Origin of the sequence: Kribbella sp. NPDC004536, assembly GCF_042873835.1 — a bacterium.
In the GTDB taxonomy this organism is placed as follows: Bacteria; Actinomycetota; Actinomycetes; order Propionibacteriales; family Kribbellaceae; genus Kribbella.
On record NZ_JBIALY010000002.1, the window covers coordinates 465,087 to 480,951 of the forward strand.

General features: G+C 68.8%; 15 protein-coding genes. 12 read left to right on the forward strand and 3 right to left on the reverse strand.

What is annotated here, in order from left to right:
• Positions 1-44 precede the first annotated feature (44 nt).
• Positions 45-983 (forward strand): glycoside hydrolase family 19 protein, encoded by a 939-nt coding sequence (locus tag ACFYRU_RS17075; RefSeq protein ID WP_387659290.1) that lies wholly within the window; start codon positions 45-47, stop codon positions 981-983.
• Here the strand turns inward: ACFYRU_RS17075 and ACFYRU_RS17080 are convergent.
• Positions 980-1,645 (reverse strand): class I SAM-dependent methyltransferase, encoded by a 666-nt coding sequence (locus ACFYRU_RS17080; protein WP_387659293.1) that lies wholly within the window; start codon positions 1,643-1,645, stop codon positions 980-982. The genes ACFYRU_RS17075 and ACFYRU_RS17080 overlap by 4 nt on opposite strands.
• Positions 1,646-1,764: 119 nt before the next feature.
• Between ACFYRU_RS17080 and ACFYRU_RS17085 the strand changes: the two genes are divergently transcribed.
• A complete protein-coding gene (locus ACFYRU_RS17085; protein WP_387659296.1) occupies positions 1,765-2,118 on the forward strand; it encodes a GntR family transcriptional regulator in 354 nt (117 codons plus the stop codon).
• On the opposite strand, the gene ACFYRU_RS17090 is transcribed toward ACFYRU_RS17085, so the two are convergent.
• Complete coding sequence (locus ACFYRU_RS17090; protein ID WP_387659299.1) at positions 2,103-2,846, reverse strand: class I SAM-dependent methyltransferase; 744 nt, start codon at positions 2,844-2,846, stop codon at positions 2,103-2,105. The two genes, ACFYRU_RS17085 and ACFYRU_RS17090, sit on opposite strands and share 16 nt — an antisense overlap.
• Positions 2,847-2,903: 57 nt before the next feature.
• Here ACFYRU_RS17090 and ACFYRU_RS17095 point away from each other — a divergent pair, with 57 nt between their 5' ends.
• From ACFYRU_RS17095 to ACFYRU_RS17110, 4 genes are all read left to right on the forward strand, one after another.
• Positions 2,904-3,410, forward strand: a complete 507-nt coding sequence (locus ACFYRU_RS17095; RefSeq protein WP_387659301.1) for a hypothetical protein — start codon at positions 2,904-2,906, stop codon at positions 3,408-3,410.
• A 79-nt stretch (positions 3,411-3,489) separates the two neighbouring features.
• Positions 3,490-5,562 carry a M64 family metallopeptidase gene (locus tag ACFYRU_RS17100; protein WP_387659304.1) on the forward strand — a complete coding sequence of 691 codons (2,073 nt, stop codon included), beginning with the start codon at positions 3,490-3,492 and terminating at the stop codon, positions 5,560-5,562.
• Between the two features lie 5 nt (positions 5,563-5,567).
• Positions 5,568-6,317 carry a hypothetical protein gene (locus tag ACFYRU_RS17105; protein WP_387659307.1) on the forward strand — a complete coding sequence of 250 codons (750 nt, stop codon included), beginning with the start codon at positions 5,568-5,570 and terminating at the stop codon, positions 6,315-6,317.
• A gap of 166 nt (positions 6,318-6,483) precedes the next feature.
• Positions 6,484-8,493 carry a GxGYxYP domain-containing protein gene (locus ACFYRU_RS17110; RefSeq protein WP_387659309.1) on the forward strand — a complete coding sequence of 670 codons (2,010 nt, stop codon included), beginning with the start codon at positions 6,484-6,486 and terminating at the stop codon, positions 8,491-8,493.
• A gap of 8 nt (positions 8,494-8,501) precedes the next feature.
• Here ACFYRU_RS17110 and ACFYRU_RS17115 read toward each other — a convergent pair whose 3' ends face one another.
• Positions 8,502-9,122, reverse strand: coding sequence for a hypothetical protein (locus ACFYRU_RS17115; RefSeq protein WP_387659313.1), 621 nt, complete (start codon positions 9,120-9,122; stop codon positions 8,502-8,504).
• A 64-nt stretch (positions 9,123-9,186) separates the two neighbouring features.
• Here ACFYRU_RS17115 and ACFYRU_RS17120 point away from each other — a divergent pair, with 64 nt between their 5' ends.
• The 6 genes from ACFYRU_RS17120 to ACFYRU_RS17145 all read left to right on the forward strand — a co-directional run bounded on the left by ACFYRU_RS17120 (position 9,187) and on the right by ACFYRU_RS17145 (position 15,695).
• Positions 9,187-9,978 carry a GNAT family N-acetyltransferase gene (locus ACFYRU_RS17120; protein ID WP_387659315.1) on the forward strand — a complete coding sequence of 264 codons (792 nt, stop codon included), beginning with the start codon at positions 9,187-9,189 and terminating at the stop codon, positions 9,976-9,978.
• Between the two features lie 45 nt (positions 9,979-10,023).
• Entirely contained in the window at positions 10,024-12,579 is a 2,556-nt protein-coding gene (locus ACFYRU_RS17125) for an accessory Sec system translocase SecA2 (protein WP_387659318.1), read from the forward strand.
• Positions 12,580-12,706: 127 nt separating this feature from the next.
• On the forward strand, positions 12,707-13,345 hold the full coding sequence (locus ACFYRU_RS17130) for a VC0807 family protein (protein ID WP_387659320.1): 639 nt from the start codon (positions 12,707-12,709) through the stop codon (positions 13,343-13,345).
• A 28-nt stretch (positions 13,346-13,373) separates the two neighbouring features.
• Complete coding sequence (locus ACFYRU_RS17135) at positions 13,374-14,489, forward strand: epoxide hydrolase family protein (protein WP_387659323.1); 1,116 nt, start codon at positions 13,374-13,376, stop codon at positions 14,487-14,489.
• 25 nt (positions 14,490-14,514) lie between these two features.
• Positions 14,515-14,763 (forward strand): hypothetical protein, encoded by a 249-nt coding sequence (locus ACFYRU_RS17140; protein ID WP_387659326.1) that lies wholly within the window; start codon positions 14,515-14,517, stop codon positions 14,761-14,763.
• The gene (locus tag ACFYRU_RS17145; RefSeq protein ID WP_387659329.1) at positions 14,760-15,695 is read left to right on the forward strand and encodes a hypothetical protein; all 936 of its coding nucleotides are present in this window, start codon (positions 14,760-14,762) and stop codon (positions 15,693-15,695) included. The genes ACFYRU_RS17140 and ACFYRU_RS17145 overlap by 4 nt, the downstream gene beginning before the upstream one ends.
• Positions 15,696-15,865: the final 170 nt, after the last annotated feature.

Sequence of the window (15,865 nt, forward strand, 5' to 3'; positions counted from 1 at the left end):
GTTTTCACGGCACCGCCCCGTCTCCTACCGCCCCAGGAGTGCTCATGCGTCGTCTCGTTCTTGCGTTGCTCGTCGGCTTCGGCCTCACCGTCGCCGCGGTGGCCCCCGCGTACGCGACCGTCTTCCAGACGTACGACAGCGGCGTCAACGTCCGTGCCGACGCCTCGCTGTCCTCCGCTGTCGTCGGCACCCTGAGCGGTCCGACCTCGATCGACGTCGATTGCCAGAAGAGCGGCGACCTGGTCAGCAACTCCGACGGGACGAGTTCGTGGTGGGCGCATGTGCCCGCGCTCGGCGGCTACGTGACCGTCGTGTACGTCGCGATCCCCGAGGACAAGCTGCCCGGCGTACCGGAGTGTGGTGACGGCAACCCGCCGCAGGACGGGGACATCACGCTCGCCGACGTGCAGGCGATGTTCGGCAGCAGGATCGCGAACCCGTCGATCGTCGAGACGGGCCTGCCGTCGCTCAACCAGGCGATGCGGGACGCGCAGATCAACACGCCGTACCGGAAGGCCGCGTTCCTCGCGACGCTCGTGCACGAGTCGCGGCTGGAGTACAACATCCGCGAGATCGGCGACACCCGGCTGTACGGCGGCCGCGGGTACATCCAGCTCACCGGCGACTTCAACTACGGGCCGGCCGGGGACTACTTCGGCATCGATCTGCTCGGCAACCCGGACCTCGCGCTGTCGCTGGACTGGAGCGCGCCGATCGCCCGCTGGTACTGGACCGTTGCCCGCAACATCAATCCGTACGCCGACAACCTGGACATGGGCCGCGTGAACGCCGCGATCGGGTACCCGGCCGGCGCCGAGGACCAGCGCCGCTGCGACTCGTTCAAGAGTGCTCTGCAGTACCTGACCGGTTCGGTTCCGGACGGCGTGATCTGCACCCGCCCGGCCGCGCTGAAGGGCGACACGAGCAAGCTCACCCAGGCCCAGTTCGACAACCTCGCCCGGCGCGGCGGCGGCCTGGGTTAGACCGGTCGGGCGCGGACCCACATCCCGTCGGGGGTCAGGTAGTCCGTGCGTCGCAGGCCGGCCTCCGCCAGTTGAGCGGTCAGGTCGGCCTCCGACAGGTACTTGGTGACGATCCGCTGGGACCAGGAACGGCCGTTCACGACATGGGTCAGGGTCGCCGCCTGCGCGCCGCCGGGGAGGTCTTCCACGTCGGCGATGACGAGTTTGCGGCGTTCGTCCTCGAGTACGGCCGGAGCGTGCCGCGCGATCTCCTGCTGCAGGATGACCGAGCCGCCGGGGCGGACGTGCTGCGCGCATGTCCGCAGCAGCCGGAGGCGTTCGGCGTCGTCGGCGACGTTGATCAGGAACGACATCATCAGCACGACGTCGAACCGCCGCTCCAGCCGGAGCTCGTCGATCGTGGCGCAGATCGTCTCGGCCCCGGTCACCCGCGCGAGCATCTCCGGCGACTCGTCCACACCGACAACCTGGTGCCCGCGGGCGAGCAACGGCCGGGTGATCCGCCCGACCCCACACCCGAGCTCGAGAATGCTGCTCCCCGGCGCGATCGCCGCGTCGATCACCTCGTCCTCACCGTGCGCCGGCGTCACCTCGTACAACTCCACCGCGCTCCCGTCCGGCGTATGCACCCCCGGCCCGGTACCGCTCTGTCCGACTCTCATACTGCCGACGGTGCCTGGACGGTCACGGCGCGACCAGTCTTTCGGTACCTGCCGAAAGTACCTAGGTTTGCGGTGTGAGCGTCGTACCGGTGGAGGACTTCAGCTGAGATGCTGAGGGGATGGACATCACGGTCGACCCGGTCGGACTGACGCCGCCGTACGAGCAGGTGCGGGCCCAGATCGAGGCGCTGATCCGGGCCGGTGAGCTCGCTCGCGGCACCCGGCTGCCCACCGTACGGCAGCTGTCGCTGGATCTCGGGCTCGCGGTGAACACGGTCGCCCGCGCGTACAAGGAGCTGGAGGCCGACCAGCTGGTGGAGACGCGTGGGCGCAACGGTACGTTCGTCCTGGCGTCCCGCAGCCAGATCAACGACGCGGCCACGCATGCGGCGGCCGTGAAGCTGGCGCAGGCCGCACGCGAGGCCGGGATGTCGTTCGCCGAGGCGACGGAGATCCTTCAGCGCGCCTGGTAGCTGGGCGTGGGCTGCTGTGGCGTTCCTGGCGGGGACGCTGCGACTGCGATGAGGTTGCCGCCGTCCTGCTCGACCACCTGTAGCCCGGCACGCTCCAGCTCGGCCCGGAGCGCGTCCGGGCGCAGGTGCCGCCGGTGCGGGAGGTACCAGGTGTCGTCGAGCCGTACGGCGTCCTCGGTCGGCTCGGTGGTTGCCTGGTAGCAGATGCCGGTGCCGGCGTCGTACCGGAAGTCGCCCTCGTAGACGCGCTCGGCGTCGTACACGGCCGTCGACAGGACGTAGTACCCCTTCAGCCGTTCACGTACGGCCCGAAGCACACGCGCCCGGTCAGCATCCGTCACGATCGACTGCAAGCAGTAGCTGTCCAGCACCACGTCGTACCGCATACTACCCGGCGGCAGCGCACACACGTCCTGCACCTCGAAGCTGACGTCGAGCCCCCGCTCGCGAGCAAACCGTCGAGCCAGCTCGATCGCCTCCGGGATCAGGTCGATCGCATCGACCCGAAACCCCCGCTCCGCCAGGAAGCAGGCGGCCGGCCCGGTCCCACACCCGTACTCCAGCACCTCACCCCCAACCGGCAACCGACCGAGAACGCTCTCGAGGAAAGCCCGGTTCGGGAAGTTGTCGAAGGTCCAGCTCTCGCCGAACAGATCGTTCCACTGTGTCAGGCCTGCCCGCTCGAGTCGCTGGTAGGCCGCCTGGTGCTCGGTGTAGTAGTACCGCATCTCGCTTACTATGGCTCGCCGCCGTACGGCGGACCAGTGCTTTTGGAGGGCGGGCGGATGGCTGAGGAGACCGAGCGGGCGGACGCGACCGAAGCCGTCGAGGCCGCCTACCGGCTGCGGGACGACGCGGCGGACACGCAGTCCGACCCGGCGATCCAGGAGGAGTGGATCCGGCAGTCCAACCTGATCTACGGCGGGCTGGGCGCCGCCGGACTGGTCGCGGTCCAGCCGTTCCTGACCACGTCGCCGCTCGACCTGACCGCGACGATCTGCGTCGTAGCCTTCGCGGTCGCGATCCCGTTGCTGGCAGCGCTGCTGGTACTCAACCGCCAGGAAGCGTTCCGCCGCCAGGTCACCAGATCACGCCTGGTCAGCGTAGCCAAAACCCTCGCCGAAGGCGCCTCGTTCGTAGGCCTCACCGCGGCCTTCTGGCACATCTCCCTCATCGCCGGCCTCACCTTCCTGGTCACCACCTTCTTCGCCGTCGGCGTCCACTCCGCCGGCTACACCAAACTCGAGTACGACGGCTCCTTCCGCGCCCGCTTCGCCCGCCGCAAGACCTGACCCTGTATCACCGGGCCTCACAGGACACTCCGCCCGAGTAGGGGTGTTCGTTGGGGGCGCCGCTGTGTAAGGGGGAGCAATGGCTGACAGCATGACTGTGCTGCGCAAGGCAGGGCCGCCTGGGGTGAAGCGGAACATCGCGGTGCTGGGGGACGGGTTCACCGCGCTCGATCAGGTCGCGTACAACAACTGGGTGCAGACGACGCTGATCGACGGCGTGTTCGGGCACGACTACTTCAGTGAGGACGCGTCGGCGTACAACATCTACCGGGTGAACCTGGACTCCGTCGACTCCGGAGTCAGCACCCGGACGTACGACGAGCACGGTACGCCGACCGACCCGTCGGACGACACGATCTCGTCGGAGACGATCCACGACACCGCGCTCGGGATGATCTTCAGCGGGTCGTGGGCGCACTGCTGGCTCGAGTACGGGCCGGACACCGAGGCGCGGATCCAGGCCGCGCTCAACAAGTGGGTGCCGGACTGGAACGAGCTGCTGGTCGTACTCAACAACCCGAACTACGGCGGTTGCGGTGGTGGCGGCCGGGCGCATGTGCCGATGGGCGTGAACTGGACCGTGATCGCGCACGAGTTCGGGCACGGGATCGGCGGGTTCGCCGACGAGTACTCGGCCGGCGGCGCGTACACCGGACCCGAGCAGGGCTGGATCAACCTGACCACGATCACCGACCGGGCGACCACCAAGTGGGCGAACCTGATCGCGCCGAGCACCCCGCTGCCGACCGGCAGCGGCGCGGCCGCGAACTACAACAACGGCCCGCGCCCGGCCGACTGGAACAGCAACACCGACGTCGGCCTGTTCGAGGGCGGCGGCACGCTCGAAACCGGCATCTACCGCCCGGTCGAGAACTGCCGGATGAACACGAACACGCCGCCGTACTGCCCGGTCTGCTACACCTCGATCAAGACCGCGCGTGACCACGAGACCGAGCACACGTTCCGGAACGCGTACGCCGGCCGCTTCTACGGCACCGGCCGCAGCGACCTGCTGCTGCACCACGGCACGTCGATCCAGCTGTTCCGCGCCGACGGTACGGCGCTCGAGCACAGCTTCAGCGCCGTCGAACGGGTCCCGGGATCCTGGCAGTTCATGCCGAACGACCAGGTGTACGTCGGCGACTTCGACGGTGACGGCACCGACGAGGTCGCGATCTTCAACGGCGTCGACTGGGTGATGCCGTACCTCGGCCTGCTCAAGTCCGACGACGCAGGCGGCCTGCGGCTGGTCGCACGGTACGACGGCGACATTCCCGGCTGGGGTGGCTTCGCCGCCCACGACCGCTTCCTGGTCGCGGACCTGAACGGCGACGGCAGCGACGACCTGGTCGTGGTGAACACCGACGACTGGTCGATGCCGTACGTCGGCCTGCTCCGCTCGACCGGTAACGGGTTCTGGGTCAGTCAGCGTTACGACGGCGACATCCCGGGCTGGGGCGGGCTGGCCCGGCACGACGAGTTCTTCGTCGGCGACCTGACCGGCAACGGCACCGACGACCTCGTGATCTTCAACGGCGACGACTGGTCGATGGCGTACGTCGGCCTGTTCCGCGCGAGCGCGTCCGGGTACTCGATGATCCACCGCTACGACGGCGACATCCCCGGCTGGGGCGGGCTCGCCCAGCACGACCGGCTGATCCTCGGCGACTTCGACGGCGACGGCAAGTGCGACGTGTTCGTGTTCAACGGCGACGACTGGTCGATGGCGTACCTCGGCATGTTCCGCTCGACCGGGTCCGGGCTCGCGTACGTGCACCGCTACGACGGCGACGTACCGGGCTGGGACGGTCTCGGACGGCACGACCAGTTCTTCGCGGCCGACATCGACGGGACCGGACGCTGCGACCTGTGGGCGTGGAACTACCAGGACTGGTCGACGGAGTACCTCGGGCGGATGCTGAGCTCGGGCGTCGGGCTGAAGGCGGACTACGTCGGTGACTGGGTCGGGGAGTGGAACCTGGGCTCGGTCGACCGGTTCGAGCCGGCCCGGGTGACCGGACGTTCCGGCAAGCCGCAGCTGTACGTGCACAACACCGACTGGTTCGGCGTCGTCAACGGGCGGCGCGGGATCACGCTCGACCGCATCTACTACCGCTGGATCCACAACTACCGCTACGGCCGGAACTGGTGAGGACGATGAAGCATCCGAAAGGCAGCCCCGCGGAGCGCTCCGCCAGGCCGGACAGCCGGCCGGCGAAGGCCCCGGCGGGAGACGTACGCCGGCAGCACGCCGCCGTACCACCACACGCCGGACCGGTGAAGGGTGACGAGCTGCGCCCCGACCCGACGCGTTCGGCGAAACCGGCGTACGACCACGCCGCGGCGACCGCCGCACGGCAGGCGAAGCCGGCCGGCTCGTGGCCGGATCAGCAGGCCGCGCACACCCGCCGTACCGGAGCGCCGGACGAGCAGTACGTACGGCTGCGGATCCGCGTCCGCGGTGACCGGCTCACGGTCGTCGACAGCCATCTCGTCGACGGACCGCTGGCCCAGTCGACCACGTTCCACGGCGCCGACGCGTACGAGGTCACGTACGACGACCGCCTGCTGCACGCGGGCACCGTCGCGGACCCGAACACGCAACGCTCCTTCCCGAACCTCGACGGCCCGGCGGAGCAACGCGGCCACAACGTGACGCCCCGCGAGATCTACGAGTTCACCGCTCGCGTCCCGGCCGCCGACATCACCGAACAGACCCGCGGCGGCATCCACGTCCGGCTGCACCGCATCGACGACCCGGCAAGCACCGACCACGTGGGCGCGGCCCCGCTGGCCGCGCAACTCCAAGGCCGCCTCACCCAGGTAGCCGAGCTGGTAGGCCTCCCGGCCTCCACCCTCCCGGCCGCCATCGAATCCCGCGGCGGCCGCACCGGCACCGGCAACTGAGCACACCCAATGGTGTCTGGGAACAAGCAATAGCTTGTTGCCAGACACCGGCGGGTGGTCGCAGATTCGACGGAAACGATTCCAAGCGAGCTATGTACACGCTCTCTCCGGGTTGCTAGATTCCGGGCTGATTTGACATCGATGTCAACCTCAGGGAGTGGTCGCGATGGTTTCGAGACGTACGTTCCTGGCGGGCAGCGGTGCGGTCACGGCGGGGCTGGTCCAGCCCTTCGCATTGACCGCAAATGCTGAAGATTCATCGACGTCCGGCAGCCCCGCTCGGCTGCTGCCGGTGTTCAACCGCCCACGACACCTGGATTACGGCGACGTCAGCAAGCTCAGCGGGCAGGACCAGACCCTGCTGACAACGTTGCAAGGCGTGGTCAACCGTTCCGAGCCGGAGTTGTACTTCATCTACGACACCGGGACCGAGAGTGTGCCGGACGCCAAGTGGCTGTCCGACATGCGCCTGCCGACGAAGCTGTACAAGAACCCGCTGGACCTGGTCGCGAAGTACCGGAACCGGATCCGGGGCGCGATCGTGTACGACGCCGCCGTACCGGACTCGCTGAATGTGGCGACGACGCTGGCCGGCCTGGAGAACTCCGTCGTCGCCGACGCGGACCAGGTGAAGGCGTACGGCCTGAAGATCGTGAAGGACCTGCGCGGGATGTTCGACGACGACCGCGTGAAGACGTACCGGTGGCAGCTGGACAACCTGTTCCCGCGGGTCACCAAGCAGCTCCTGGCCGGCCTGCCGCCGACCCGCGTGGTCGACGTGGAAGGCGTTGTCTGGCAGGAGATCGCCCGCGAGACCCAGCAGATCCGCGACTCGTCGAACCGCGGTACGTACAACCTGGACGTGTCCGCCAAGCTCGGCAAGGAGGCCGTGTACGTCAGGTTCGCGGACTCGTTCACCGACGACGGCTGGGGCGCCTCGGTACGGCACGTGTCGATCAAGGCGAACGACACCGTGATCGCCACCTTCGAACCGAACACGCCGGAGGAGGCCCCGTACCTTTTCGACGGCTCGCACTCCTCGATCGGTGGTGAGGGCAACCGGTTCGCCGACGGCGGCAACTACTGGATCTACCGCATCGCACCACCGGCCGGTACGACGTCCCTCGTCGTCACCGTGGAGATGTGGAACCAGTACCTCGTCAGCGCCACCGACACGTCGCCCACCCGGGTCGAACCGTTCCCGTACTTCCGCGACTACGTGGTGGCCACCAAGGCCCTGGTGAGCTGGCTACCACCGGGTGGTGCGACGGGTGACCTGCTGATCGAGCACTACGCGAAGTGGCCGACGCTGGCGCCGTACATGGGCTGGTTCGCGAACGACGTCTCCGGTGAATGGGACGGCGTGGACCTGGCCAGCAAGGGCGGGTCGCCCGTGGTCGCGGCCGACTTCTACATGAACGGCAGCGTGCACGCGGGCTTCACGTCGCCGATCTCGCCGAAGCCCCGTCCGATCAAGCGGATCGACAAGCCGCAGAACAAGGTGTACCTGACGCTGACGTTCGGCGAGGGCGACAACATCCAGTACTGCCAACGCCGGCTGCGGGAGATCTGGGACGACCCGAAGCGTGGCGAGGTACCGACCAACTGGACGATCGACCCGCTGCTGGCCGAGGCGGGGCCGAACATCTACAGCTACTTCCAGCGCACGGCGACCGCGAACGACCTGCTCGTGTGCGGTCCGTCCGGCGCGGGCTACACCTACCCGGCGTCGTGGGCGCCCGCCGAGCTCACGCAGTACCTGAAGATGTCGGGTTCGTTCATGAGCCGTACCGGGCTCGACGTCGTCTATGCGTACAGCGGCCGCGCGAACGGCACGTGGGTGCAGCTCTCCGAGGAGATCGCCAAGGGGTACGCCGACTACACCCCGACGAAGGGGATCATGCAGACGTGGGACGGCGACACCTTGACCGTCCGCCACGGTGGCATCCCGATCACCGGCGGGTGGGGCGCACCCGGCCGGGCGGCCGAGTTCAAGGCCGCGCTGGACCAGCGGATCGCCGGCTGGGACGGTACCAAGCCGTTGTTCATCTCGGGACTGATCGGCGCCTGGTCGTGGGCGCCGTCCGACATGGCCGAACTCGGTGCGCTGCTCGGCGATCCGTACGAGCTGGTCCTGGCGAACAGTTTCTACGACCTGCTCAACCGGGTGCTGTAGGCAACTGATTACCAGCGGTGGGCGACGTCCACCACGAGACGGGTGTTCGAGCCCGGCCCCGCAAGCGTGAACACGCGGAACGGGAGCCGGGCCCGGACGCCCAGCCCGAGCGTCGTCTGCCCCTCGAAGCTCCCGGCGAACGCGACCTGGCGGAACGTGCTGTACCCGCTCAGGTTCGTCAGCTCCATAGGGTTCTTCGGCGCGTACGTCGGCTTTCCGGTGTTGATGTTGTACGCCGGTGCGCGGACGACGATCTGCAACCGGGCGCCGCCGCGCAGCGGGACCAGCCGGCCGGAGGCGTCCTCGCGGACGCTGCTGACGTAGCGGACGTCGTACCCGGTGGCGCCGCCGGTCAGGTCGACGACGAGCCGGTCGAAGCAGGTGTGGCGGCCGGTGCGCACGTTCGTGACGGTCGTCGGCGTCTTCGAGAGCGGCGACCGGACGTGGTTGTTGACCTCGGGCAGCGATCCCCATCCGCGTGGGCAGGACGTGGTGGTGGTCGTGACGGAGGCGGTTCGGGGGGCGGTGGACGATCCGGTCAACGCGGGCGCGGCGAACGCGGCGGCGGGCACGGCCAGTACCGCGAACGCGGCGACAATCGTCTTCAGGGTGCTGTGGTGAATGTTCATGGTGCTTCCCCCTTCAGGACATACCAGTTGGACGCGTGGTGTGGTCATTTGGTTGGCTGCACAGATGACTCCTGACGAACTGCTCGACGTCTTCCACCGCCGCATCCGGCTCCCGGACGCGGACGCGATCCCCGGGTGGAAGCAGGAGCACGTCGGCCCCGTACATCGGTCGTACGTGGAAGGACCGGAAGGTGCCGGGTTCGTCGAGGCGCCGCGGGGGCTCGGGGACGAGCCGGACGCGGTGATCGCGCAGGAGGTCGCGTTCTTCCGCGAGCGCGGCCTGCCGTTCGAGTGGAAGACGTACGCGTACGACGAACCGGCCGACCTGGGGGAGCGGCTGGTCCGGGCAGGGTTCAGCCGGGAGACGCCGGAGACGCTGATCCTCGGCGAGGTCGACCGGATCCTCGAACGCCCGTCCGCGCTGCCGTCGAAGGTCCGGTTGCGCGAGGCCGAAGGCCCGGACGACTACCGCCGGATCGGCGAGCTGACCCACACGCTGTGGGACAGCGGGCTCGCGCGCATCGTCGAGCAGTTGCAGGGCGAGGCGCGGATGTTCCCGGACCGGCTGTCGGTGTTCCTGGTCGAGGACGTGCTCACGGCGGGCCCGGTGTTGTCGGCCGCGTGGGTCCGGTTCCACCCGGGCACCGGATTCGCCAGCCTCTGGGGCGGCGGCACGCTCCCGGAGTGGCGACGGAAGGGCCTGTACTCCGCCCTGCTCACCCACCGCGCCCGCCTGGCGAAGGACCGCGGCTACGAGTTCCTCCGCGTCGACGCCTCCGAGGACTCCCGCCCGATCCTCCAGAAGCTAGGTCTCCACGCCGTCACAACCACAACACCGTACGAATGGACACCCTGACCTGACGAGCGGAACGACACACTGAGGCTGTACGTTGCCTGCATCATGGCCCTGAAAATCGCTTCTCGCTTCCGCCGGCTGCTGCAGCGCCCCGGCTCGATCGATCTCGGCCCGTACGAGCGGCTCACCCAGCTGGTCGGCGAGGCGGAGGAGTCGGTCCTGTCCCTGACCGACGAAGAGCTCACCGAGGCGGTCGCGGAGCTGCGTACCACCGGTGGGCTGCACGAGGACGAGCAGATCGAGTTCCTCGCGCTGGCCCGGGACGCGGGCAAGCGGGCGATCGGCGAGCGGGCGTTCGACGGCCAGGTCGTCGGCGCGCTGGCGATGCTGCAGGGCCGGATCGTCGAGATGGCGACCGGTGAGGGCAAGACGCTGGCCGGTGCGATCGCCGCAGCCGGATACGCAGTCGGCGGCCGCAAGGTGCATGTGCTTGCGGTGAACGACTACCTGGCCAAGCGCGACGCCGAGTGGATGGGCCCGGTGTACGAGCTGCTCGGCGTGACCGTGTCGTACGTCGGCCAGGCGTCCACGCCGGAGGAGCGCCGCGAGGCGTACCAGGCCGAGGTCTGCTACGTACCGGTGAACGAGATCGGCTTCGACGTACTGCGGGACCGGCTGGTGACCAAGGTCGACGACCGGGTCACCGTGGATGCCGACGTGGCGCTGGTGGACGAGGCGGACTCGGTGCTGATCGACGAGGCGCGCGTGCCGATGGTGCTCGCCGGTGCGACCCGGACCGAGGCGCTCGACGACGACGTGGTCCAGCTGGTCCGGACGCTGCGGGCCGGAGTGGACTACGAGATCGACGGCGACGGACGGACGGTCGCGCTGACCGACCGCGGCACCGACAAGGTCGAGAAGGCCCTCAGCGCCCAGCCCGAAGAGCCCGAGACCGAAGAGTCCGAGACGGAAGCGCCTGAAGCAGAGGACTCTGAGGCAGAGGACGCTGAAGCCGCGGAGCCTGAGGCGGTCGAGCAGTTCAATCTCTACGCGGACGAGAACGTCGACCGGCTGACCCAGATCAACGTCGCGCTGCACGCCGAGGTGCTGCTGCGCCGCGACGTCGACTACCTGGTCCGGGACGGCAAGGTCAGCCTGATCAACAACAACCGCGGCCGGGTCGCGAAGCTGCAGCGCTGGCCCGACGGTCTGCAGGCCGCGGTCGAGGCCAAGGAAGCCGTCCCGATCAGCGACGCCGGTGAGATCCTCGACAGCATCACCGTGCAGGCCCTGATCAAGCGCTACCAGACCCTCTGCGGCATGACCGGTACGGCGGTCGTCGTCGGCGAGTCCCTGCAGGAGGTCTACGACGTCGACGTGGCCGTGGTCCCGCCGAACAAGCCGAACGTCCGCAAGGACGACCCCGACCGGCTGTACCTGACCGTCGACCAGAAGAACACCGCGCTGGTCGAGCACATCGCCGAGGTGCACGAGACCGGCCGGCCGATCCTGATCGGTACGCACAGTGTCGAGGAGTCCGAGCAGCTCAGCGACCGGCTCGAAGCTGCCGACATCCCGCACGTCGTGCTGAACGCGAAGAACGACGCCGAGGAGGCCGCGATCATCGCCGAGGCCGGTGTGCCCGGCACGGTGACCGTGTCCACGCAGATGGCCGGCCGCGGTACCGACATCCGGCTCGGCGGCAAGGACGAGACGCACGACAAGGACAAGGCGCTCGAGCTGGGCGGCCTGTACGTCATCGGTACCGGCCTGCACGCCTCGCGCCGGCTCGACGACCAGCTCCGCGGCCGCGCCGGCCGCCAGGGCGACCCGGGTGGCACGCTGTTCTTCGCCTCGCTCGCCGACGAGCTCGTGACGCGGTACTCCGTCTCCTCGGGGCTGCGGCCGCACCCGGACGACACCGGCCGGCTCACCGACCGCAAGTCCGTGGGCATGCTCGAGCACGCACAGCGGGTCGCCGACGGTGCCAACGCCGAGCTGCACCGTACGACCTGGCAGTACAACCGGCTGACCGGTCAGCAGCGCGCCATCCTGCTCGACACCCGCGAGAAGGTACTCACCGGCGACCTGGCCGCGGAGGAGCTGTCCGAGCGGGCCAAGGAGCGGTACGACGAACTCGTCGAGGAGCACGGCGAGGACGTCGTGAAGGACGCCGCCCGGCGGATCGCGCTCGGCCACCTGGACCGGCGCTGGACCGACCACCTGGCGTACCTGGCGGATCTCCGCGAAGGTATCCACCTGCGCTCGCTGGCCGGCGGCATCGTGCACCTGAAGCCGATCGACGAGTTCAACAAGTCCGCGATCGCGTCGTTCGACACGCTGATCTCCGACGCCTGGGACGACGCGGTCGAGACGTTCACGACGGCCGAGATCAGCGCGGACGGGCTGGACGAGGAAGCCAGTGGGATCCCGCGGCCGACCGCGACCTGGACGTACCTGGTCAACGACAACCCGTTCGGTACCGAGGCGGACCGGATCCTCGGCCGGCTCCGGAACGCGATCAAGCCCGAGTCCGCCGCCGAGCCGGAGGAAATCCTCCCGGAGGAGTTCGACGAGGACGACCTCCCCGAGGAACTCCGCGACGCCGACGATGACGCTGACGAGCCTCGCGACGCGAAGGACGCCGACCCGGAGAAGTAGCCGGTTTCCGGAACATTTTCCGCGCCAGGTGCAGGAAATGTTCCGGAAAGCTGGTTCGACTTTGGTCTAGGGGTACCCAGCCGTCGGCTCGATGCCCGCTGACGGCCGGCTGCGCGAGGCTCGTCGCATGCCCACGCACCGCGGCCCCTGGCTCCTCGTCGTCGACATCGGCATCCCGCTCGCCTTGTACTACGGTCTCAAGGCTCTCGGGGCGAGCGACCTGACCGCACTGGTCGTCGGTGTGGTCCCAGGACTGATCAGTTCGGCGGTCTCCCTGGTGCGCGAACGCCGTACCGACCTGTTGGGTATGGCAGTTGTGGTGAGCATGGTGGCGAGCACGGTCGTCGCCGTGATCGGCGGGGACGCGCGGCTGCTGCTCGTACGGAACGCCTGGATCAGCCTGCCGTTCGCCGGCATCACGCTGTGGTCGCTGCGGCACCCGCAGCCGATGACGTACGTCGTGACGCGGGCGATGATGCCGCGCCGCGCGCCGATCATGGACGAACTGTGGGCGACGAACGCGCGCTACCGGGACGCCTGGAAGTGGATCACCGTGTGGTGGGGGATCGCCACTGTCATCGACGCGATCGTCCGGGTCGTGGTGTCGTACACCCTGCCGATCTCCGTCGTACCGGCGACCGACCCGATCATCACCGTCCTCACCATCGTCGCCCTGCAGATCCCGACCATCGTGCTGCTACGCCGCAGCGGCACCTGGAACCTCGTGTTCGCCCCGCACCGTTCCCGATCGGCCGCTTCAGGTTGAGCTCAGTTGCCGGCGATACCGTGACGGCATGGCACGGGCTCGGGTGTCTCCCGTTCAGATCGATGTCCCCGAGTCCGTCCTCGAGGATCTTTACCTGCGCCTTGATGTTGCCAGGTTGACGTCACCGCCGATCCTCGATGGAGGTGAGTCTCAGGAAACGATCCAGAGGATCGAGGGACTGCTCACGTACTGGCGCCACGGCTACGACTGGAGGGCTGCGGAGCGCCGCTTGAATGCGGTCCCGCAGTTTCGGGCAACCGTCGATGGAATCGGGTTGCACTTCGTGCATCTCCGCGGTGCGGGCAAGTCGCCGTTGCCGTTACTGCTGACCAACGGTTGGCCGAGCTCGTTCGCGGAGTATCTTGGCGTGCTTGAATCGCTGGCCGCCGCCGGCTTCTCCGTTGTCGTGCCGTCCTTGCCCGGAGTTGGATTCAGCGATCGGTGTCTCGATCAGTCCTTGAGCCGCTCACGCCTGGCCGACCTCTTCGACGAGCTGATGACCCGCGTTCTCGGATACTCCCGCTACGTCGCGCATGGCGACGACATCGGTGGACGCGTAGTCAGCCGGATAGGGATTCATCACGGCAGCTCGCTTGCGGCGTTCCAGACCGCGAACTGGTTCACGTTGCCCAGCTCCGCGCACGAGGCCGACGAGGCGGAGCAGACCTACGACTCAGCCAGTGAAGCCTGGGGGCAGCTGCACGGCGCATATGCGCACGTCCAGGAGACGCGGCCACATACGTTGGCCTACGCGCTCAATGACTCGCCGGTCGGCCTGGCAGCCTGGATTGCCGAGAAGTTCCTGACCTGGAGTGATCCGGCGACACGCTCCGCTCTCACCGATGACGATCTGCTGACGACGGTGATGATCTATTGGTGCACGGAGACCATCGGCAGCTCGATGCGGCTCTACGCTCTGCGCGACGGCGCTCGAGATGAACTACAGCCCGTCCCGGTCCCGGCGTCGGTCTTGGTGCCGAATGAGCCTGATCTGCCGGTGCCGCCACAGTCTGCATTGCAGCGCGCCTACCCGCTGATGTACCGGTTCCGGAGGCTTGACCGCGGTGGCCATTTCCTCGCGCAGGAATCGCCCGAGACCTTCGTTTCCGAAGTGACAGCAGCTTTCGCCGGCTACTTGCCTTGACCCTCGCCGTTCTAGAGTCGGGTGAGTGACCGACTACGTGACGCAGGACCGCATGCGCGAGCTGATCGACAGCGGCGAGGCGACGCCGATGCTGGTCGGGATGGAGGTCGGGCCGACCTTCTACGCGGACTCCTGGTGGTACATCCCGGCAGAGGCCGCGGAGGACGCAGACTACCGGCAGGCCGACCCGGAGCAGGCCGAGCGGTTCGACAAGCTCCGGCGCCGCGCCGAGGCCGCCGACCGGGTCCAGGCCGAACTGGACGAGCGGCGATGAGCCCGCGGGCCGCCCGCCGCGAACCGGACCGCGACGAGCTGGCCGCGGCGCAACAGGTCGTCGACCTGTTCGCCACCGAGGCGGTGCTGGCCCTCGACCGGTACGAGGAGTCCTTTCCGGCGGACGCGCCGGACAAGGCACGCCGGGTGGCGGATCGGCTCGCGTACTGGTGGCGGAAGCTCGAACTGGACGACGTACGAACGGATCGGGCCGGCACCGACGCCGAACAGCTCCTCGCGAAGGCGGCCGAGCTGTCGCTGGACCCGGACAACAACTGGGGCGTCAGCATCGAGGAGGCGGCCGCGCAGGCGGTCAACGACGCCGCGGTCGAGGGGCGACCGCTGCCGGCCAAGGGCATCGAGGACTACCGGCGGGAGTTCGCGGAGGCGTACGGCGGACATGCGCAGGAACCGGACTGGGACGACACCTGGCTGGCCGAATCGCTGGTCCGGTTCCGCCGGGCGAGTGTGCTCCGCGACGTCGTCGCCGCCAGTGCGAGGGTGCGGGTGAGCGAGCCGCTCCGCAACGCGGCCGACGACCTGGTCCGGCGCGGCCAGCAGTTGATGGACCGCCGGCTGGACCTCGCCCGCCGCCAGGAGGCACCGGTCAGCCGCCGGGAACCGCTGCTGCGCAACGCCCGGGATGCGGCGGCGTTGCTCGCCTGGGATGTCGGCGTCAACATGACTGGCGCTCCGCTCTGGGCGGACCTCGCGCTCAAGGGGCCGGCGCTCGCGGTGTACGTCAAGGCGGTCACGGACGCCTGGCGCGACCACGACCACGCGGTCGCCACCCGGCTCGATCCGGCCCAGGCCCAACTGCGATCCGTACGAAAAGGCATCACCGACACCCTCGACACACAATCCCCCGCCACCCGCCGCGACCACCGAGCCCTCCGCAACACCCCCGCCCCCCGCCAAGGCCCAGCCCGCTAACTGCCCCACCTGCCCGGCCCACCTGCCCGGCCCACCTGCCCGGCCCACCTGCTCGGCCCGCCTGCTCGGCCCATCTGCCTGGCCCGCCTGCCTGGCCCGCCTGCCTGGCCCGCCTGCTCGGCCCGCCTGCTCGGCTGCCCTGCCCGCCTGCCCCGCCGGCGTGCCCCGCC